Origin of the sequence: Campylobacter hepaticus (assembly GCF_001687475.2) — a bacterium.
Lineage (GTDB): Bacteria > Campylobacterota > Campylobacteria > Campylobacterales > Campylobacteraceae > Campylobacter_D > Campylobacter_D hepaticus.
In genome coordinates, this window is sequence record NZ_CP031611.1 from 252640 (window position 1) to 273825 (window position 21186).

The following is a 21186-nucleotide window of genomic DNA, read 5'->3' on the forward strand; positions in this document are numbered from 1 at the left end:
ATTTTTATTAACTTGTAAAGAGTTTTTCCCATTTTTGCATGATTACTTCTTTGCTAAATTCTTTTTTTATTTTTTCTTTAGCTTTTTTTCCCATGGTTTTTCTTAAATTTTCATTGTCCATTAAGATGCATAATTTTTGAGCAAAATCTTTTAAATTTCCATCTTGAATTAAAAATCCACTTTTTTGATCTTCTATGATATCTTTTGGACCTGTATGTATATCAAAGGCAAGTAAAGGAAGGGCATAGGAGCTAGCCTCTATTAAAACCATGGGAAAGCCTTCATAATAACTACACATAAGATAAATACTAGCGTTTAAATACTCTTGTTCTATTTCTTTAGTAAATGGTTTTAAAATAATATTTTTAAGATGATTTTCTTTGATTTTTTCTTGAATTAAATATTTTAATTCTCCTTCTCCTACTAGAGTTAAGGTCCAATCTTGATATTTTTTATGTATCAATTTCCAAATTTCAATAAGTCTTAAAAAACCTTTTTCATCATTACAAACCATTCTTCCTATGCTTAGGATATTTTTTTGTTTATAATTACTTTCTTTTTGAGATATAAAAGGGATAAAATTAGGTATTACATGTATGTTTTTATGATATTTTTTCCATTTATCAATTTGTTTATCAGAAAGTATTACTAAGTGATCAAAAAAATGTAATTTTTTTAATAAATCTTTTGAATAATATATAAAATTTCCATGCATAATTTGAATTAAATTAACATTTTTGATTTTGATTGTATTGAATAAAAAATAATTATTGTTAATAACAATATCATATTGTGAAATGATTTGTTTGATTTTTTGATTTTGAAAATATATTTTGATTTTTTCACAATAGTATTTATGCTTAAATATGAATTTAAATACTAGATATAATATAATGTTATATTTATATTTTTTATACGTATTTTTATTTATATGCTTATATCCTTTTTGATTGAAAAAATAAAGATTAATTTTTTTATCAAGTTTAAAAAATAATTCATTTTGTTTGTACATGCTTAATATATCAACTTGATGTTTTTTTGATAATAAATTGGCTAAATTGCTTACCACTTTAGCTACCCCACCTATAAGGGTTATATCAATATCTATAATTAAAATTTTCAATCTTTTCTCCATATTTTTAAAAATATATTATAATTTTATCTTAAATAAATATAATAAGGAAATTAGGTGCCACGTATCTCAATTATACTTCCAACTTATAATGTAGAAAAATATATAGCTAGAGCTTTACATACTTGTATAAATCAAACCTTTAAAGATATAGAAATTATTGTGGTTGATGATTGTGGAGAAGATAAAAGTATAGCTATAGCTAAAGAATATGCTAAACAAGATTCTAGGATTAAAATTATTCACAATCATGAAAATTTAAAACTTTTAAGAGCAAGATATGAAGGAGTAAAAGCAGCTAGTTCCCCTTATATTATGTTTTTAGATCCTGATGATTATTTAGAGCTTGATGCTTGTGAGACTTGTATAAAGATTTTAAATGATGAAGATGAGCTAGATTTTATATGGTTTGATTTTATATATGATACGGGTAAAAATCTTAAAAAAGATAATTTTTTAGAAGATAAATATTTATCTATTGTTGAGTATTGTGAATATATTTTAACTCAAAAAGATATTTCTTATTGGAATCTTTGTTCAAAAATCATTAAAACTGATGTTTATAAAAAAGCTTTTTTATGTATTGAAAATTTAAATATAAAATTAAATATGGCAGAAGATGCTTTAATCTATTTTTTTATAGTTTTAAATTCTAAAATCGTGGTTACTAGTTCAAAATTTATATATTTTTATTTTAAAAATTCTCAAAGTTATGTGAATACAAATGATATATTAAAAATTGAAGAAAGTTTAGATGATGAGAAAAAAGTTATTATGATTTTATCATCATTTTTAAAATCAAATCGATGTTTAAATAAACATATCATAGCATTTTTAAAAATTATGATCATGCAATTAAAAATTAATAAATTAAGCAGAGAGGTAAAGCAATATAAATTAAAGTATTGTTATATTTTATATAAGTATAAAAAAATTATTAATTCAATTTGCTCAAAATATTATTTTATAAATAAATTTTTTATTACAAAGCATATCCTATGAATAATCCTTTAATCTCAATTATACTTCCAACTTATAATGTAGAAAAATATATAGCTAGAGCTTTACATACTTGTATAAATCAAACCTTTAAAGATATAGAAATTATTGTGGTTGATGATTGTGGAGAAGATAAAAGTATAGCTATAGCTAAAGAATATGCTAAACAAGATTCTAGGATTAAAATTATTCACAATCATGAAAATTTAAAACTTTTAAGAGCAAGATATGAAGGAGTAAAAGCAGCTAGTTCCCCTTATATTATGTTTTTAGATCCTGATGATTATTTAGAGCTTGATGCTTGTAAAATATGTTCTTTATATTTTGATAAAAATTTTGATTTTATATGGTTTAATCTTAAATTTGATAATAAATTACAAGAAAAACCATTAAAAGATCTTTTTTTAACTCATGAGGAATACATAAAATATGCGCTTGTTGGAAATATATCATATTTATGGAATATTTGTTCAAAATTAATTAGTAAGCGCACTTATGAACAAGCTTTAATATGTTAAAATCCTATTGTCATTGTAAGTTAAATATGGCAGAGGATGCATTAATGTATTATTTTATTGTTTTAAATTCTAAGCATATTATTACTAGTTCTAAGATAATTTATAATTATATGCGTAATGATACTAGTATTACACAAAGTAAAGATTTAAAATTAATTAAGCAAGGTATTGATGATGAAAAAATGATAATTTCAATTATATTAAATTATTTAAACCATCATGTGTTAAATAATGTTACCTATATTTTTTCAAAAAGTATATTGTGCAAAATGTATATCGCAAATACGGGAAAGCAAATAGATTTTTATAGAAAGAAAAATTATATTTTATATAAATTATTTTATAAATTAAGATATAAAAATCAACAAAGAATTTATAAAATAAGGCAATGGTTTTATTTAAAACAGCTTATGATAAAGTTTAGACACATTAATATTTAAAAATGAAACTGATGATATATATTTATGATTTTATCTTCATTTAGCATGTTTTTATTTATTCTTGTTTGTAAGAGTTTTGGATATTTGTTTATAAATTGATCGATGCTAAGCCAGTTATTTTGTAAATTTAATCTCCTATGTTTTGCAAAAGGAAAGTGATAATTATTTAATTCTGTGTGGTAAACATCTTTATTTTGAAATTTTAGTATTTCATATGAACAATAATTATTAACTTGTGTTTTATTTTTTATCTCATTCCAATCAGGATTGTCGCTATCAAGTGCAACTTCTTCCCAAATTATACATTCATCTTTTTTTAATAATCAATGGTCTATAACATCTATAAAATAATGAGGTGTTATATACACTTTTTAATTATCAATTGCAATGTTTATTCTTGCATAACTAACCACATCATTGTCCTTCTTAGGTATATAAAAACTTTTATATAATTTTTGAGCATCATAAATATGATCTACATCTATTTTTTAATAAGCCATTCTCCTTGAGGTATAAAAGAAGCTACATAATTATAATAATGATATAATTTATTTTCTTCTGATTTTGGATTTGAATTTCATAAGGGTATTTAATGGGTATAAAAGAAGGATATTGTTTACAAAATTCTAAAATAATTTCTTCACTCCCATCATCACAATCATTATATCCTATAACTCCTCTTTGTATAGCAGGTAATATACTTTCTAAGGATGCTCTTAAAGTAATAGCTTCATTTTTTACTCTAATAAAAGCCCAAGGATTAAGTGGAGATTTAATGTCTTTAGCTTTAGGATCAAAGTCAAAAAAACCCTTATTCCCCCCCCATAAATATTTTTATTAATCTTGTAAAAATATTCGTTAGTATGATTTTGTATTTGATTGAGAATATTTTTTGGAAGTTTGGAATTTATTTTTTCCAAGCTAATAAGTTTATTATTTAAATTATGTCTTATTTTTTTTCTTAATGAACTAATAGGTATAAATACAAGCAATAAGTTGATGAAGTTTTTTCTTAATTTCATAATTTTATATCTTTATTTGTGTATAATTTAAAAAATAAAAAAGAAAGTATATATGAACAATCCTTTAATTTCTATTATCATACCTATTTATAATGTTGAGTCTTATTTAAAAGAATGTTTAGATAGTGTTGTAAATCAAAGTTATGCTAATTTAGATATTATTCTTTATTATTTAAAAAAAATGAATAGTGTTTATTATTTTAATAAGATATTGGTTTTTAATGTATCATATAGTTTTTAGTGCTGATGAAAATTACATAAAATATACTGCTGTTTTAATAACAAGTATAGTTTTAAATACAAAACAAAATTCTAATTGTAAAGATGAGAAATATTTTTTTCATATTTTAAGTAATCTTGTTAGTAATTCTACTCAAAAGAAGCTTTTGAAATTGCAAAATAATTTAAATAAAATTTTTTCATGTGAGATTGTTATTCATATATATGATGATCATGATTTTGCAAAATTTCCATTTTCTGGAGCTGCACATAATTCAAAAATTCCTTATTATAGGCTTAAATTAAGCTCTATTTTTGATAATAGTGTTAAAAAGTGTTTATATTTAGATTCTGATATGCTTTGTATGTGCGATATAAGAGAACTTTTTGCTATAGATTTAAAAGATAAAATTATAGGTGCTGTGGGGGATATTGGATCTAAGAAAAGTAAAATAAAATATATAAAAGATAATAAAAAAATGATTTTTAAATTTAATGAAAATTATTTTAATTCTGGTCTTTTACTTATAAATTTAGAAGAATATAAAAAACAAAATATAGAGAAAAAATGTGAAAATTTAGCTAGTAAGTGTTATTATATAAAAGCTGCTGATCAAGATCTTTTAAATGCTACTATACAATCTCAGTATCTTGTAAAATTAGATTTTTCTTATAATTTTAGTGTTATTGCCTTTTGTTATGTTGTTTGCAAAGATGAAAATAAATACAAATTAAATTATACAAGAGATGAATTTAATCAAAGTATAAAAAATCCTAAAATACTTCATTATGGAGAAAAACCTTGGAAATATTTAAAATCTTATTTTGATTATAATGGTAAAAATATAAATGATTATTGGTGGGATATTGCTTATAAAACACCTATTTTTAATAAAGAATTATTAGAAAATAAAAATAAAATAATAAATCATTTATTATGTGCTGGTTTAGGTTATGAACTTTTAAATGCAACTTTGCGTTGTAATTTATTAAAGATTAAATTTTTAGTCAAAAATACATCTCATGATCAAAAATATATACAAAAAGCAAAAAGTATACAAAATGATATTTTCGGAGTTTGTTGTATACTAGGAGTTGCAGTTTTATATGCTAGAGCTTATAATAAAAATTTTTTTAGTGTTTATTTGAAAGCTTTAAAGATTATTTATCATTTTAAAAAGTATTCAAATTTGTAAAGAGTTTTTCCCATTTTTGCATGATTACTTCTTTGCTAAATTCTTTTTTTATTTTTTCTTTAGCTTTTTTTCCCATGGTTTTTCTTAAATTTTCATTGTCCATTAAGATGCATAATTTTTGAGCAAAATCTTTTAAATTTCCATCTTGAATTAAAAATCCACTTTTTTGATCTTCTATGATATCTTTTGGACCTGTATGTATATCAAAGGCAAGTAAAGGAAGGGCATAGGAGCTAGCCTCTATTAAAACCATGGGAAAGCCTTCATAATAACTACACATAAGATAAATACTAGCGTTTAAATACTCTTGTTCTATTTCTTTAGTAAATGGTTTTAAAATAATATTTTTAAGATGATTTTCTTTGATTTTTTCTTGAATTAAATATTTTAATTCTCCTTCTCCTACTAGAGTTAAGGTCCAATCTTGATATTTTTTATGTATCAATTTCCAAATTTCAATAAGTCTTAAAAAACCTTTTTCATCATTACAAACCATTCTTCCTATGCTTAGGATATTTTTTTGTTTATAATTACTTTCTTTTTGAGATATAAAAGGGATAAAATTAGGTATTACATGTATGTTTTTATGATATTTTTTCCATTTATCAATTTGTTTATCAGAAAGTATTACTAAGTGATCAAAAAAATTATTTCTTTTTTTATATTTTTTAAAATTTAAATGTATTAAATTAATGTATTTAGTGTTTTTATTTTTAAAAAATGGAAAATGAGAGCAGTTGTTATAAATCATAATGTCAATATTTTTATATTTTTGTTTTAAAATATAGCTTTCATAATGTTTATAATAAAGTTTAAAAAAAATATTTTTTACTTGTTTTTGGGATTTTTGATGTAAGAAATTTACCCTTATGTTTTCATTTAAATTATAAGCTATAGTTTTATTTTTTTTGTAAAAGCTAAGTATATGTATTTCATGACCGGCTTCTTTTAAAGCATTTGCTAAATTTACAACGACTCTTTCAGCACCCCCCCCCGTGGTAATATCGCCTATTAAAAGCATTATTTTCATGATATATTCCAATTTATGTTTTTATTTCTTAGTGTGTTTAAGTAAATTTCATGGTTAATTTCAAGCATATTTTTGGAATTTTCTTTATGATAAATATGATAAGCTAAAGCATTAAATTTTAATCTTTTAAAAATTCCATTATTAAATAAAAATCTGGCTACAAATTCGCTATCTTCTCTTCCCCAGCCAGTAAAATTTTCATTAAAACCATTGATAGCTTCAAAATCGCTTTTATAAAAACTCATATTGCATGTTTTGCTTGCTTTGATTAAAGAAGATTTTTTAAAAAAACTTTTATCAATTTTAGAATACTTGTAAATTAGTTTTGCTAAAAAAATATTTCTTATATTTTTTAAGGTTTTTTTATCAAAAGCCAAAGCAAAATTATTTTTATTTAAAAGTTCTTGACTTTCTTTTTCATTTAAGATAATTCTTGAACCTTGTAAAATAACTTTTTTACATGAAAATTTTAAATGATCTTTGATGAAATTTTGATCTAAAATCATATCACCATCTATTAAAATAATATACTCACTATTTGATATTTTTATAGCCTTGTTTCTACTAGCAGCAGCACGAAAGCCTTGATCTTCTTGCCAAACATGTTTTAATATACAAGGAAAATTTTTTTGATATTTTTGTATAAGCTTTGCAGTGTCTTTTTTGCTTCCATCATCTGCTATTAAAACTTCATTGGGTAAAGGAGATAAATTTTTAACACTATCTAGAACAAGAGCTAATCTTTCTTTTTGGTTATATGTGGTTATGATTAAAGAACAAGTTTTTGCTTTATTTGTTTTTAATTCATATAATTTCATATATTTAAAAAAAGTGCCAAGTCCATTGCAAGTGCTTATGATAAAACCTTTATATCCATAAAAAATTCCTTTTTTAAAAAAATAATTTCTAAAAAATGTCCAAAATCCTCTTATAAAAGCTTTTAAAATTCCACTTTCTTTGTGAATATTTTCTTTGGCCCAAAGGCTAGAGTATCTTTGAAGTTTATCTAATAAATTTTCTATATTGTTAAAAGCATAGTGTAAAATAGCATTATTTAACGCAATTTTATTGCTGTCTTTTTTTAGGATTAAACTTTCATGAACTAAATTGTCATTAAATAAAGTATGATGTTTATTAAAAATTCTTAAAACTCTATCAGGCCACCATCCACAAGCTTTTATCCATTTGTTATTGTATAAATTTTTTCTAGGAAAACTTAAAATATCATTAGGTTGGAGTTTAATAGTTTTTAATTCTTCTAAGGTTGTTTTTTCTAAAATTTCATCTGAGTCTATATTGAAAATCCAATCATTGCTTGTATAAGAAATGGCTAAATTTTTTAATGTTCCAAAACCTATAAATTCACTTTTATATATTTTTAAATTATTAAATTGTTTTTGAAAATTTGTTGCAATTTTTAAAGTATTATCCGTGCTTTGATTATCAAGTAGTATGATTTCGCCAAAATCTTTTATAGAATTTAAACATTGTGCTAAGGTATTTTGCGCATTTTTAACTATTATCACTACGCTTATTTTTTTTAAATCCATGTTAAGCCTTTTTTTATTACAATTTAGATTTAAAATAAAATTAAAATATAAAAGTATATATGAACAATCCTTTAATTTCTATTATCATACCTATTTATAATGTTGAGTCTTATTTAAAAGAATGTTTAGATAGTGTTGTAAATCAAAGTTATGCTAATTTAGATATTATCTTAATAGATGATGGAAGTACGGATAAGAGTTTAGATATAGCACTTCAATATTTAAGAAAAGATGAAAGAATATTTTTGATTTCCAAGGAAAATGGAGGTTTGTCTTCAGCAAGAAATATGGGATTAGAATTTCTTAAAGGAACTAAATTAAGATCTTTTTTTGAAGAAGAACAAGATATACTTTCTTTTACTTCAACACATAGTTTTGAAAAAAATACAAAAATAATAAAAAAAGAGTATATTAAATCTAATTTTACTTTAATTGAAGAAAGATATATCAAAACAAAAATAGAAAATATCAATGATTTTATCATTCAAGAATTGCCTGATTGTATAATACATTTTTTAGATTCTGATGATTATTTTTTAAAAGATTGCATTAAACTTTGTGCAAAAGAAATGTTAGATAAAGATTTAGATATTTGCGCGCATGGATTTAGTGAATATAATGAAGAAAAATGTGATTTTGTAAATAATCCTTGTACTGATTTATTACAAAAAAGCCATAAAGTGTTTTTTGATAAAGCTTTGAATTTATTAAAAGAAAATCATTTTTTGCATTTTTATTTTACTTGGCAAGGGAGTTTTAAATCTCATATTTTAAACCAATACAATCTTCGTTTTACTCATGGTATATATCATGAAGATCATGACTTTGGAACTATTTTATTTTGTTTAGCCAGCAAAATATTTTATATTAAACAATCTTTATTGATTTATAGAATTAGACAAGGATCTATAACTAATTTTTATAATAAGAAAATGCCTAATATTTTGCCAAAATATTTAAATCCTTTAAGAAAATACTTTAATGATTATATAAAACTTAGAGAATATTTTAAAATATATTGTGATATTGTTATTGCAAAACGAATACAAAATTTTAACAAAAGCATTAATGATGCATTTCTTAAAAAAAGTGTTAAAATTTATTGTATGCCGTATTTTGATATTAAAATTGATAAGGATCCTTTAAATTTAAATAAAGAAATTAAATTCTTTATTAAAAATTTATATTTTTATAAATTATATAGAAATATAAGAATGTATGTACGTCATCCTAAAAAAATTTTTAGGATAAAAGATGAGTAAAATCTCAATTATACTTCCAACTTATAATGTAGAAAAATATATAGCTAGAGCTTTACATACTTGTATAAATCAAACCTTTAAAGATATAGAAATTATTGTGGTTGATGATTGTGGAGAAGATAAAAGTATAGCTATAGCTAAAGAATATGCTAAACAAGATTCTAGGATTAAAATTATTCACAATCATGAAAATTTAAAACTTTTAAGAGCAAGATATGAAGGAGTAAAAGCAGCTAGTTCCCCTTATATTATGTTTTTAGATCCTGATGATTATTTAGAGCTTGATGCTTGTAAAATATGTTCTTTATATTTTGATAAAAATTTTGATTTTATATGGTTTAATCTTAAATTTGATAATAAATTACAAGAAAAACCATTAAAAGATCTTTTTTTAACTCATGAGGAATACATAAAATATGCGCTTGTTGGAAATATATCATATTTATGGAATATTTGTTCAAAATTAATTAGTAAGCGCACTTATGAACAAGCTTTAATATGTTAAAATCCTATTGTCATTGTAAGTTAAATATGGCAGAGGATGCATTAATGTATTATTTTATTGTTTTAAATTCTAAGCATATTATTACTAGTTCTAAGATAATTTATAATTATATGCGTAATGATACTAGTATTACACAAAGTAAAGATTTAAAATTAATTAAGCAAGGTATTGATGATGAAAAAATGATAATTTCAATTATATTAAATTATTTAAACCATCATGTGTTAAATAATGTTACCTATATTTTTTCAAAAAGTATATTGTGCAAAATGTATATCGCAAATACGGGAAAGCAAATAGATTTTTATAGAAAGAAAAATTATATTTTATATAAATTATTTTATAAATTAAGATATAAAAATCAACAAAGAATTTATAAAATAAGGCAATGGTTTTATTTAAAACAGCTTATGATAAAGTTTAGACACATTAATATTTAAAAATGAAACTGATGATATATATTTATGATTTTATCTTCATTTAGCATGTTTTTATTTATTCTTGTTTGTAAGAGTTTTGGATATTTGTTTATAAATTGATCGATGCTAAGCCAGTTATTTTGTAAATTTAATCTCCTATGTTTTGCAAAAGGAAAGTGATAATTATTTAATTCTGTGTGGTAAACATCTTTATTTTGAAATTTTAGTATTTCATATGAACAATAATTATTAACTTGTGTTTTATTTTTTATCTCATTCCAATCAGGATTGTCGCTATCAAGTGCAACTTCTTCCCAAATTATACATTCATCTTTTTTTAATAATCAATGGTCTATAACATCTATAAAATAATGAGGTGTTATATACACTTTTTAATTATCAATTGCAATGTTTATTCTTGCATAACTAACCACATCATTGTCCTTCTTAGGTATATAAAAACTTTTATATAATTTTTGAGCATCATAAATATGATCTACATCTATTTTTTAATAAGCCATTCTCCTTGAGGTATAAAAGAAGCTACATAATTATAATAATGATATAATTTATTTTCTTCTGATTTTGGATTTGAATTTCATAAGGGTATTTAATGGGTATAAAAGAAGGATATTGTTTACAAAATTCTAAAATAATTTCTTCACTCCCATCATCACAATCATTATATCCTATAACTCCTCTTTGTATAGCAGGTAATATACTTTCTAAGGATGCTCTTAAAGTAATAGCTTCATTTTTTACTCTAATAAAAGCCCAAGGATTAAGTGGAGATTTAATGTCTTTAGCTTTAGGATCAAAGTCAAAAAAACCCTTATTCCCCCCCATAAATATTTTTATTAATCTTGTAAAAATATTCGTTAGTATGATTTTGTATTTGATTGAGAATATTTTTTGGAAGTTTGGAATTTATTTTTTCCAAGCTAATAAGTTTATTATTTAAATTATGTCTTATTTTTTTTCTTAATGAACTAATAGGTATAAATACAAGCAATAAGTTGATGAAGTTTTTTCTTAATTTCATAATTTTATATCTTTATTTGTGTATAATTTAAAAAATAAAAAAGAAAGTATATATGAACAATCCTTTAATTTCTATTATCATACCTATTTATAATGTTGAGTCTTATTTAAAAGAATGTTTAGATAGTGTTGTAAATCAAAGTTATGCTAATTTAGATATTATCTTAATAGATGATGGAAGTACGGATAAGAGTTTAGATATAGCACTTCAATATTTAAGAAAAGATGAAAGAATATTTTTGATTTCCAAGGAAAATGGAGGGCAATCTTCAGCAAGAAATATGGGATTAGAATTTCTTAAAGGAACTAAATTAAGATCTTTTTTTGAAGAAGAACAAGATATACTTTCTTTTACTTCAACACATAGTTTTGAAAAAAATACAAAAATAATAAAAAAAGAGTATATTAAATCTAATTTTACTTTAATTGAAGAAAGATATATCAAAACAAAAATAGAAAATATCAATGATTTTATCATTCAAGAATTGCCTGATTGTATAATACATTTTTTAGATTCTGATGATTATTTTTTAAAAGATTGCATTAAACTTTGTGCAAAAGAAATGTTAGATAAAGATTTAGATATTTGCGCGCACAATCTTTGTAGATATATTCAAAATGAAAATAAAATAGATAAGAATCATTATTTTGAAATACCAAATAATATACCAAAAAGTAATTATAATTATGCTTTAGACGCAATAATTGATTGCAATAAATATTCATTTGTGTTTACTTGGCAAGGGAGTTTTAAATCTCATATTTTAAACCAATACAATCTTCGTTTTACTCATGGTATATACAATGAAGATAATGATTTTGGAATCATACTTTTTGCAATGGCTAATAAAATTTTATTTTTAAATGAAACATTGCTTGTTTATAGGGTAAGAAAGGATTCTTCAAGTTCTAAAAATATTGATAAAAAATGCAAAATGCCTAAATATTTAGAAGAAATAAGTTGTTATTTTAATGACAGTGATTTATTAAAAAAATATTATCATTGTTATTGTATAGTTAGATCTGGTATTATTATTAATAATTTTTATAATTCTTATTTAAAGAATAAGCAATATAAATATGATTGTTTTTTTATCAATTCTCTTGCTTGGCATTGTAATTTATTAAAAATTAATTTAAAAATAGATCCATTAAACATAGTTAAACTAGTCAAAATGGCTCATCCAAATAAATTATATTTATTAAAACATTGTTTATATTATTTGATAAGACATCCTAAAAAGATTAAAAACATAAAAAATTTGTTTTATTTATATAATTCTTCACTATAACTAGCAAAGCGTCTATGAAAGAAAAAATACTCCCAAGGTCTTTTTTTAATCATTGCTTCACAAGTTTGTGCTTGATAAAGTGTAAGTTCTTCTAGGGTAGTATTTCTTGGATCTTTGGGTTTGAAAAATTCTATACAAAATTGATTGAATTTATTTTTATAAACATAAACAGGAATGATTAGAGCATCACTTTTTTGTGCTATAAAGCTTGCACCCATTTGATAATTTACTTCTTTGTTGAAAAAACTGATTTTTATGCTTTCATTGTCTGTGCAATCTTGATCGGTTAGCAATCCTAAAGATCTTCCTCGCTTTAAAGCACTTAGCATTTGTTTTAAGCCGCCTTTTTTATCAATAAGTTGTATATTAAATTGAGTGCGATTTTGGCTTAAAATTTTATACATAACTTCACTTTTTAGTTTTTTCCCTACTATAGATATAGGTCCATATTTTGCCGCATAAGCAAGACTTAAAATTTCCCAATTTCCATAATGTGCTGTAGTAAAAATGATAGGACGCTTATTTGCTAAAGCTTGCGTTAAAAAGTTTTCATTGATAAATTGAACCTTATTGAGTATTTTTTCTTTTGTAGTATTTTGATTTTTTAAGCAGTCAATACCAAGTTGGGCAAAATTTTTATAGATTTTTAGAGCAATTTTATCGCGTTTTTTTTTATCATAAGCGGGAAAGCAAATTTGTAAATTAGTATCAATAATTTTACGGTGTTTTTTATTAAGATAAAAAGTAATTCTTGCAGTGATTAAGGCTAAAAAATTTAATATGAAATGAGGCATAAAAATAATAAAAAATTTTAAAATGAAATAAAGACTAAGGTATAAATTATCTTTATTTTTCATTAAGCAGGCTTTTAGCGAGTTTAAAGATATCTTCTTCTTCTATAAGTGTGATGCAAAAATCACTTTTATCAATGTGTTTAGCATCTTGGATCTTTTTACCCGCATCAATAATTTTATTAATATTAGTTTTAAAAGCATTCCTATGGCTAGGTGTAGCACCAAAAATAGTAATAGAAGGTTTGTTTAAAGCAAAAGCTAAGTGTGTTGGTCCGCTATCATTTCCTATGATCAAGTTCATCATTTTAGTAAAAGCCATAAGTTCTTCAAGGTTGAATTTGGGTGCTAAGCTTATATGAATTTCATCAATACCACTAAGATTTAAAACTTCTTTGGCAAAATTATGTTCTTTTGTATTACCCCAAGCTAGCCAAATTTTTGCTTTTTGGAATTCATTGATTAAAAGTTTGCATAATATAGCAAGTTTGGTTTTTGGATAAATTTTATTTTCTACGCTTGAACCTACATGTATGAGTATATTTTGCTTATTTTTATCAAGTTGTAATTTTTCATTTAAGGCTTCTTTTAAATTATTATTAATTTTAAAAACATCTTGTTTAAAGGCTAAATCTTTAGCACTAAAGTCTGTATTAAGCATAAAAGAAGCAAGACTTAAATATCTCACAAAAACATTTTCATTGTAATCAATGCTGAGCTTTTGATTATAAAAATTATGTGCAAAACTTTCTTTTAAACTTGCTTTATCAAAGCCAAAATTATTTTTACTTAAAATTCTACTTACAATAGAAGATTTTATGAGTCCTTGTAAATCCATAACAGCATCATAATGGTTTTTTCTTGCATTTAAAAGAATTTTGAGACTTTTAAGTATTTTTTTATCTTTTAAAGGTAAAGCATAAAGTTTATCTATTAAGGGATGATTTTTAAGTATGCCTTCAAATTTGATATCTACAAACCAATGAATTTCTATATCTTTTTTGAACTTTTTGATAAATTGTAAAACTGCTGCACTTTGTATAATATCTCCAAGCGCTGATAAACGAACGATTGCTATTTTCATGAAAGAACCTAATTATTGAAAATTTCTGATATGATTTTAGCAAAATTATTTAAAAAAAGGTTAAAAAATGATAAAAAATAAAGATTATATTTGTGTTTTTGATTGTGAAAGTGTACCTGATGCTGATCTTATTCGTAAAACTTTAAATTTTCAAGGAAGTGATTTAGAAGTAAGTTTACAAGCATTAAAATGGCAAAAAGAACAAAGCGGGAATGAGTTTTTGCCTTTACCTTATCATAAAATTATTAGCATTTGTGCGGTTTTAAGCGATAGTTTTGGAAAATTTATAAAAGTCAATAAAATTGAGGGAAATAGCGAAAAAGAAATGATTGCTAGTTTTTTTAATTTTATTGAAAAATATGAACCAAAATTAGTGAGCTTTAATGGTAAAAATTTCGATATGCCTGTACTTGTTTTAAGAGCTTTAAAATATAATATTAAAGCAGCTACTTATCTTGATACGCAAAGTGATAAATGGAATAATTATAAAACAAGATTTTCAGAACTTAAACATTGTGATTTGTATGAATCTTTGGGGGTAAATGGGCGTGGAATTAAACTTGATCTTATATGTTCTATGGCAGGTTTACCAGGAAAATATGATATACATGGGGATGCGGTGATGGAACTTTTTTATCAAGATAAACTTGAAAAAATTCATGAATATTGTGAAAGCGATGTTTTAAACACTTATATGCTTTTTTTAAAGTATGAATTGATTAAATCTAATGTGAATCAAGAAGATTATATTTATTTTCTTACTTGTATGTGTGATTATTTACGTTTAAAAAAGGCAAATAGGTCTTATATGGAAATTTTTATTGAGGCTTGTGAGACTGAAATCTTAAATTTTCAATCTTGAATATTAAAAAAAATATATTAAAATTTCTTTTAGTCTAAATTTTAAGATAAGGAAAGATTAATGAAAATTCTTATTAGCGGTGGTGCAGGTTATATTGGTTCTCATACTTTAAGGCAGTTTTTAAAAACCGATTATGAAATTAGTGTTTTAGATAATCTTTCTAAAGGATCTAAAATTGCAATAGAGGATTTAAAAAGTATACGTCATTTTGATTTTTTTGAACAAGATTTAAGTGATTTTAAAAGTATAAAAACTCTTTTTGAAAGGGAAAAATTTGACACTGTTGTTCATTTTGCTGCTAGTATCGAAGTTTTTGAGAGCATGCAAAATCCTTTAAAATATTATATGAATAATACTGCAAATACAAGTAATTTAATACAAACTTGTATACAAACAGGGGTGAAGAATTTTATATTTTCTTCAACAGCAGCTACTTATGGAGAGCCTCAAAGTTCTGTTGTAAGTGAAACAAGTGCTTTGATGCCTATTAATCCTTATGGGCGTAGTAAGTTAATGAGTGAAGATATTTTACGCGATGCAAGCATGGCACATCCTGAGTTTAAATATTGTATTTTAAGATATTTTAATGTTGCAGGTGCTTGTATGGATTATAAATTAGGTCAACGTTATGAAAAGGCAACCTTGCTTATAAAAGTTGCAGCTGAATGTGCTGCGAAAAAACGAGATAAAATTTTTATTTTTGGAAATGATTACGATACAAAAGATGGTACTTGTATTAGAGATTTTATTCATGTTGATGATATTTCTAGTGCACATTTAGCAGCTTTAGAATATTTAAAAGATCATGAAAGTAATATTTTTAATGTAGCTTATGGACATGGTTTTAGTGTGAAAGAAGTTATTGAGACTATGAAAAAGGTTAGTGGGGTTGATTTTAAAGTTGAGTTTGCCCCACGTCGCGCTGGAGATCCTAGTGTATTGATTGCTGATGCAAGTAAAATAAGAAGTCTTACTTCTTGGCAGCCAAAATATGATGATTTAGAGCTTATTTGTAAGTCTGCTTTTGAATGGGAAAAACAGTGTTAAGAAAACTTTTTTTTATTTTAAATAAAGAGGATAAAAAATTTTTATTTTTTTTACTTATTTTTTCAGTATTTATTTCTTTTATAGAAACTTTTTCAATTTCTTTGGTAATGCCTTTTATTGCTTTAGCGAGTGATTTTTCTTATTTTGATAAAAATGATTATCTTATTAGGATAAAAGAGTATTTAAATATCCCTATTTTTGAAATTGTTGTTTATTTTGGTATAGGATTGATTATCTTTTACCTTTTTAGATCTTTATTAAATGCTTATTATTTTTATCTTTTGGCAAAATTTTCTAAAGGGCGTTATCATGTTATAGCTTATAAGGTTTTTTCTAGATTTTTAAACATTAATTATGAAAAATTTAGTGCAAAAAATCAATCTGAAGTTTTAAAATCTATAACAGGTGAGGTTTATAATCTAAGTACTATGATTTCATCCTTTTTATTATTAATGAGTGAAATTTTTGTAGTATTTTTACTTTATTCTTTAATGCTTTTTGTTAATTATAAGATCACTTTATTGTTGAGTGTGTTTATGATATTTAATGCTTTTATTTTAGTTAAAATTTTAAGTCCTATTATTAAAAAAGCTGGAAATAAACGTGAAGAATCTATGAAAAATTTTTTTGAAATTTTAAATACTAATTTGAATAATTTTAAATTTATTAAACTTAAAACCAAAGAAGAAGGAGTGTTAAGCCTTTTTAAAAAACAAAGTGAAGTTTTTTCTAGGGCAAATATTATTAATGAAAGTATAGGAGCTATTCCTAGGATTTATCTTGAAGGCATGGGCTTTTGTGTTTTGGTTTTTATTGTGGTTTTTTTGGTTTTAAAAAATGAGGGTGATATTTCTGGAATTTTATCTACAATTTCTATTTTTGTTTTAGCTCTTTATCGTTTAATGCCAAGTGCTAATCGCATTATTACAAGTTATCATGATTTATTGTATTATTATCCTTCTTTAAATATTATTTATCAAAATTTGCAACAAGAAGAAGAAAATTTAGGGGAAGAAAAGATTGATTTTAATAAAGAGTTAAAAATTGATAATCTTAGTTTTGCTTATGAGGGTAAAAAATATTTATTTAAAAATTTAAATTTAAAGATTAAAAAAGGTGAAAAAATTGCTTTTGTTGGAGAAAGTGGCTGTGGAAAAAGTACTTTAGTAGATCTTATTATTGGACTTTTAAAACCTAAAGAAGGACAAATTTTCATTGATGATCAAGAATTAAGTGCAAAAAATGTTAAAAATTATCGTCAAAAAATAGGTTATATTCCTCAAAATATTTATCTTTTTAATGATAGTATTGCTAAAAATATTACTTTTGGAGATAAAATTGATGAAAAAAGACTTTATGAGGTTATTAAACAAGCTAATTTAGAAGATTTTATCAAAAGTCTAGAACAAGGGGTATATACTAAAGTAGGTGATGGGGGTAATAATTTAAGTGGGGGACAAAAACAACGCATTGCTATAGCAAGGGCTTTGTATTTAAAACCTGAAATTTTGGTCCTTGATGAAGCAACTTCAGCACTTGATATTCAAAGTGAAGCAAAAATTATGGATGAGCTTTATAAAATTTCAAAAGATAAAACTATGATAGTTATCGCTCACCGTCTTTCGACAATAAAAGAATGTGATAGGATTTATTGTTTGGATCAAGGTGAACTTAAAGAGGGGAAATAGTGATGAAAATAAGTTTTATTATAGCAACTTTAAATTCTGGTGGAGCTGAACGTGTTTTGGTAACTTTAGCAAATGCATTTTGCAAAGAACATGAAGTAAGTATTATTAAATTTCATCCAGAAAATTCTTTTTATAAGCTTGAAGAAAATATTAAAATTATTACTTTGAAGCAATTTAGATTTGATAGCTTGTATCATAAAATTTTTAGTCGTTTTAAAAAAATATTTGCCCTAAGAAAAGCTTTAAAAGAAAGCGAAGCCGATATTTTTATTTCTTTTTTAGATACAACAAATATTGCCTGTATTGTTGCGAGTTTGGGGCTTAAAATTCCTTTAATTATTTGCGAACATAGTAATAAAGCTTATTTAAAATCTAAAATTTGGTATTTTTTAAGACGCATAAGTTATCCTTTTTGTGATGCTTTAACTGTGCTTGGAAATGATGATAAAAAATATTATGAAAAATTTGTTAAAAATGTAAGAGTATTGCTTAATCCTTGCCATTTTAGCGATGCTGTTTTTTTAGATTCTGATTTGAAAAAAGAAAATTTAGTTTTATTTATCGGGCGCCTAGATCAAAATAAAAATCCTGCAATGTTTTTAAAGGCTATAGCCCATTTAGATAAAATTTTGCAAGAAAGTTGTGAATTTATTGTAGTAGGAGATGGGCAATTAAAACAAGAGCTTGAATATAAGGCAAAATCTTTAAAAATAAGAGTTAAATTTTTAGGTCATATTGAAAATGTTCAAGTTCTTTATGAAAGAGCAAAAATACTTTGTCTTTGTTCTTTTATGGAGGGCTTGCCAACCGTTTTAATTGAAAGTTTATATTTTGAAGTTTGTAGAATTTCAAGTACTTATTATAGTGGAGCTAAGGATTTAATTAGGCATGATTATGATGGGTTTTTGGTTGCTTGTGATGATGAAATAGCTTTGGCAAAAAAAATTGAATTTGTTTTAAAAAATGAATATTTAAGAAAAAAAATAGTATTAAATGCTAAAAAACGATGTAAAGATTTTGAAATTTTAAATATTAAAAATCAGTGGCTTGAGCTTATAAATGAGGTAAAAAATGCCTAAACTTTCTATTATCGTTCCTACTTATAATCGTTCAGTTTTATTAAAAAAGGCACTTGAAAGTATTCAAAATCAAGATTTTAAAGATTTAGAAATTATTGTAAGTGATGATAATTCTAATGATAATACTCAAAGCGTGATTAAAGCTTTACAAAAAGATGATCAGCGTATCAAATATTTTTTAAATGAAACTTATAAACAAGGACCAAATGGCAATAAAAATAATGGTTTAGATAAAGCTAGAGGTGAATTTGTAAGTTTTTTAGATGATGATGATGAGCTTTTACCTCATGCTTTAAGTGTTTTAATGCAAAAAATTGATGAAGGTTATGCTCATGTTTTTGGAAATTGTTTGATAGAAAAAGAAGGTATTTTAAGCAATGAGTTTAGCGGAAAAGGTTTAAATCAAGATAGTGAAATTTCAAAAAAAGATTTTTTAATGGAGAAATTTCATGGAGAATTTTTTTCTATTTTTAAAAAAACCTTATTAGACAATAAACGCTTTAATGAGGAATTTTATGGAAATGAAGTTACTCTTTGGGTGAATTTATATCAAGAAAAAAGTTTTTACATTCATAAAGCTTTGAGAATTTATCGTATTTTTAGAAAAGATAGTGTGACTTTAGGATCAAATAAACACGCTTATAGGGTGTATTTAGGTTATTTAGAGCTTGCTAAAATTTTAGAAAATGAATTTAAAGTGAGTAAAGATAAGGATTATAAAAAAGTTTGTGCTAGGCATTATAAAATGGCAGCATACTATGCAAAACTTGCTCAAAATTATAAAAAATTATATCAATGTTTATTTAAAAGTTTGAGTATAAAAATAAATACTCCTGCTTTGATATTACTCATTTTAAGTATAATTCCAAGTAAGTGGATTGTAAAATTATCAAAAATTCGGGTGGCTTTATGCAAAAACTAGCAATTTTTATTTATTCTTTAGGAAGTGGTGGAGCTGAAAGGGTTGTGGCAACTTTGTTACCTATTTTGAGTTTGAAGTTTGAAGTGCATTTGATTTTAATGAATGATAAAATCTCTTATGAAATTCCTGAGTGTAAAATTCATTTTTTAGAATATTCAAAACCCAATGAAAATCCTATTTTAAAATTTTTAAAATTACCTTTTTTAGCTTTAAAATATAAAACAATTTGTAAACAATTATGCATTGATACAGAATTTGTTTTTTTAAATCGTCCCAATTATGTAGCTTTAATAGCGAAAATTTTAGGAAATAAAACACGTCTTGTGATCAATGAATGCACGACTCCAAGTGTTATGTATGCAAAAAATAATCTTAATGCTTTAATAAATAAATTGTTAATTTCTTTACTTTATCCAAGAGCAAATTTGATTTTAGCTAATTCTCAAGGAAATTTAAAAGATTTAATCCAAAATTTTAACATACCTTCTCAAAAATGTGAAATTTTATATAATGCTATTGATTTAGAAAATATAGAACAAAAATCCCTTGAAAAAATCTCCTTAGAAGATAAATTTATTTTAAGTGTAGGTAGACTTGATGAAGGGAAAAATCATGCTTTGTTAATTCGTGCTTATGCTAGATTAAAAACTGACTTAAAGCTTGTAATTTTAGGCGAAGGTGTATTAAAACATGAACTTTTAGCTTTAATTAAAGGATTAAATTTGCAAAATAAAGTTTTGCTTTTGGGTTTTGATAATAATCCTTATAAATATATGTCTAGGTGTGAATTTTTTGCTTTTGCTTCAGTGTTCGAAGGCTTTTCAAATGTTTTAATTGAGAGCCTTGCTTGTGGATGTGCTGTAGTTTGCACTGATCATAAAAGTGGGGCAAGAGAACTTTTTGGTAATGATGAATTTGGACTTTTAGTTGAAGTTGATAATGAAAATTCTATGTTTAATGGTTTAAAAATCATGCTAGAGGATGATAATTTAAGGCAAGCGTATAAAAATAAAGCTAAAAATAGAGCTTTAGCTTTTGATAAAGTGAAGATTGCACGTGATGCTTTGAAATATTTATTAGGGTAAAAA

Annotated in this window: 17 protein-coding genes and 6 pseudogenes; 15 read left to right on the plus strand and 8 right to left on the minus strand. The window is 23.9% G+C overall.

Going from position 1 to position 21186, the window contains the following annotated elements; translation table 11 throughout:
• Positions 1 to 7: 7 nt before the first annotated feature.
• The gene (locus A2J15_RS01250; RefSeq protein ID WP_116980464.1) at positions 8 to 1123 is read right to left on the minus strand and encodes a glycosyltransferase; all 1116 of its coding nucleotides are present in this window, start codon (positions 1121 to 1123) and stop codon (positions 8 to 10) included.
• Between the two features lie 66 nt (positions 1124 to 1189).
• Between A2J15_RS01250 and A2J15_RS01255 the strand changes: the two genes are divergently transcribed.
• The 3 genes and pseudogenes from A2J15_RS01255 (at position 1190) to A2J15_RS07610 (ending at position 3089) form a co-directional block, all read left to right on the plus strand.
• Positions 1190 to 2134, plus strand: coding sequence for a glycosyltransferase family 2 protein (locus A2J15_RS01255; protein WP_066778115.1), 945 nt, complete (start codon positions 1190 to 1192; stop codon positions 2132 to 2134).
• Positions 2131 to 2446: pseudogene (locus A2J15_RS07950) on the plus strand (glycosyltransferase family 2 protein); the annotation flags it as partial. The gene A2J15_RS01255 and the pseudogene A2J15_RS07950, both read left to right, overlap by 4 nt.
• 247 nt (positions 2447 to 2693) lie before the next feature.
• A complete protein-coding gene (locus tag A2J15_RS07610) occupies positions 2694 to 3089 on the plus strand; it encodes a hypothetical protein (protein WP_083074287.1) in 396 nt (131 codons plus the stop codon).
• Here the strand turns inward: A2J15_RS07610 and A2J15_RS07840 are convergent.
• A pseudogene (locus tag A2J15_RS07840) lies at positions 3086 to 3574 on the minus strand (hypothetical protein). The gene A2J15_RS07610 and the pseudogene A2J15_RS07840 overlap by 4 nt on opposite strands.
• A pseudogene (locus A2J15_RS07955) lies at positions 3571 to 4111 on the minus strand (hypothetical protein). Before A2J15_RS07955 ends, A2J15_RS07840 begins: the two co-directional pseudogenes overlap by 4 nt.
• Before the next feature lie 52 nt (positions 4112 to 4163).
• On the opposite strand from A2J15_RS07955, the pseudogene A2J15_RS07715 reads away from it, so the two are divergent.
• Together A2J15_RS07715 and A2J15_RS01275 are read left to right on the plus strand one after the other, a co-directional pair.
• Positions 4164 to 4277: pseudogene (locus A2J15_RS07715) on the plus strand (glycosyltransferase); the annotation flags it as partial.
• A gap of 55 nt (positions 4278 to 4332) precedes the next feature.
• Positions 4333 to 5526 (plus strand): glycosyltransferase family 8 protein, encoded by a 1194-nt coding sequence (locus tag A2J15_RS01275; protein WP_066778107.1) that lies wholly within the window; start codon positions 4333 to 4335, stop codon positions 5524 to 5526.
• Here the strand turns inward: A2J15_RS01275 and A2J15_RS01280 are convergent.
• Complete coding sequence (locus A2J15_RS01280; RefSeq protein ID WP_066778102.1) at positions 5504 to 6556, minus strand: glycosyltransferase family 4 protein; 1053 nt, start codon at positions 6554 to 6556, stop codon at positions 5504 to 5506. The two genes, A2J15_RS01275 and A2J15_RS01280, sit on opposite strands and share 23 nt — an antisense overlap.
• Positions 6553 to 8106: a glycosyltransferase family 2 protein gene (locus tag A2J15_RS01285; RefSeq protein ID WP_066778099.1), complete on the minus strand. Its 1554-nt coding sequence runs from the start codon at positions 8104 to 8106 to the stop codon at positions 6553 to 6555. The genes A2J15_RS01280 and A2J15_RS01285 overlap by 4 nt, the downstream gene beginning before the upstream one ends.
• A 59-nt stretch (positions 8107 to 8165) precedes the next feature.
• On the opposite strand from A2J15_RS01285, the gene A2J15_RS01290 reads away from it, so the two are divergent.
• The 3 genes and pseudogenes from A2J15_RS01290 (at position 8166) to A2J15_RS07620 (ending at position 10313) form a co-directional block, all read left to right on the plus strand.
• Positions 8166 to 9368, plus strand: coding sequence for a glycosyltransferase family 2 protein (locus A2J15_RS01290; protein ID WP_116980465.1), 1203 nt, complete (start codon positions 8166 to 8168; stop codon positions 9366 to 9368).
• Positions 9361 to 9670 (plus strand): annotated as a pseudogene (locus A2J15_RS07960) (glycosyltransferase family 2 protein); the annotation flags it as partial. The gene A2J15_RS01290 and the pseudogene A2J15_RS07960, both read left to right, overlap by 8 nt.
• 247 nt (positions 9671 to 9917) lie before the next feature.
• Positions 9918 to 10313 carry a hypothetical protein gene (locus A2J15_RS07620; RefSeq protein WP_083074287.1) on the plus strand — a complete coding sequence of 132 codons (396 nt, stop codon included), beginning with the start codon at positions 9918 to 9920 and terminating at the stop codon, positions 10311 to 10313.
• Here the strand turns inward: A2J15_RS07620 and A2J15_RS07965 are convergent.
• Positions 10310 to 11334, minus strand: a pseudogene (locus A2J15_RS07965) (beta-1,4-N-acetylgalactosaminyltransferase). The gene A2J15_RS07620 and the pseudogene A2J15_RS07965 sit on opposite strands and share 4 nt — an antisense overlap.
• A 52-nt stretch (positions 11335 to 11386) precedes the next feature.
• Between A2J15_RS07965 and A2J15_RS01305 the strand changes: the two are divergent.
• Entirely contained in the window at positions 11387 to 12625 is a 1239-nt protein-coding gene (locus A2J15_RS01305; protein ID WP_116980466.1) for a glycosyltransferase family 2 protein, read from the plus strand.
• Here the strand turns inward: A2J15_RS01305 and A2J15_RS01310 are convergent.
• On the minus strand, positions 12601 to 13482 hold the full coding sequence (locus A2J15_RS01310; protein ID WP_066778651.1) for a lipid A biosynthesis lauroyl acyltransferase: 882 nt from the start codon (positions 13480 to 13482) through the stop codon (positions 12601 to 12603). The genes A2J15_RS01305 and A2J15_RS01310 overlap by 25 nt on opposite strands.
• A complete protein-coding gene (waaC, locus tag A2J15_RS01315; RefSeq protein WP_066778654.1) occupies positions 13472 to 14500 on the minus strand; it encodes a lipopolysaccharide heptosyltransferase I in 1029 nt (342 codons plus the stop codon). Before waaC ends, A2J15_RS01310 begins: the two co-directional genes overlap by 11 nt.
• Before the next feature lie 67 nt (positions 14501 to 14567).
• Here waaC and A2J15_RS01320 point away from each other — a divergent pair, with 67 nt between their 5' ends.
• The 6 genes from A2J15_RS01320 to pglJ are packed head-to-tail and all read left to right on the plus strand — an operon-like array spanning position 14568 to position 21183.
• Positions 14568 to 15362 (plus strand): 3'-5' exonuclease, encoded by a 795-nt coding sequence (locus tag A2J15_RS01320; RefSeq protein ID WP_066778655.1) that lies wholly within the window; start codon positions 14568 to 14570, stop codon positions 15360 to 15362.
• 60 nt (positions 15363 to 15422) lie between these two features.
• A complete protein-coding gene (gene galE, locus A2J15_RS01325) occupies positions 15423 to 16409 on the plus strand; it encodes a UDP-glucose 4-epimerase GalE (RefSeq protein ID WP_066778657.1) in 987 nt (328 codons plus the stop codon).
• Entirely contained in the window at positions 16403 to 18097 is a 1695-nt protein-coding gene (gene pglK, locus A2J15_RS01330; RefSeq protein WP_066778659.1) for a BC-type lipopolysaccharide transporter PglK, read from the plus strand. The genes galE and pglK overlap by 7 nt, the downstream gene beginning before the upstream one ends.
• Positions 18097 to 19176, plus strand: a complete 1080-nt coding sequence (pglH, locus tag A2J15_RS01335; protein ID WP_116980467.1) for a GalNAc-alpha-(1->4)-GalNAc-alpha-(1->3)-diNAcBac-PP-undecaprenol alpha-1,4-N-acetyl-D-galactosaminyltransferase — start codon at positions 18097 to 18099, stop codon at positions 19174 to 19176. The genes pglK and pglH overlap by 1 nt, the downstream gene beginning before the upstream one ends.
• Positions 19169 to 20098 (plus strand): GalNAc(5)-diNAcBac-PP-undecaprenol beta-1,3-glucosyltransferase, encoded by a 930-nt coding sequence (gene pglI / locus A2J15_RS01340; protein ID WP_066778662.1) that lies wholly within the window; start codon positions 19169 to 19171, stop codon positions 20096 to 20098. The genes pglH and pglI overlap by 8 nt, the downstream gene beginning before the upstream one ends.
• On the plus strand, positions 20086 to 21183 hold the full coding sequence (pglJ, locus tag A2J15_RS01345) for an N-acetylgalactosamine-N,N'-diacetylbacillosaminyl-diphospho-undecaprenol 4-alpha-N-acetylgalactosaminyltransferase (RefSeq protein ID WP_066778664.1): 1098 nt from the start codon (positions 20086 to 20088) through the stop codon (positions 21181 to 21183). The genes pglI and pglJ overlap by 13 nt, the downstream gene beginning before the upstream one ends.
• The last annotated feature ends 3 nt before the right edge of the window (positions 21184 to 21186 follow it).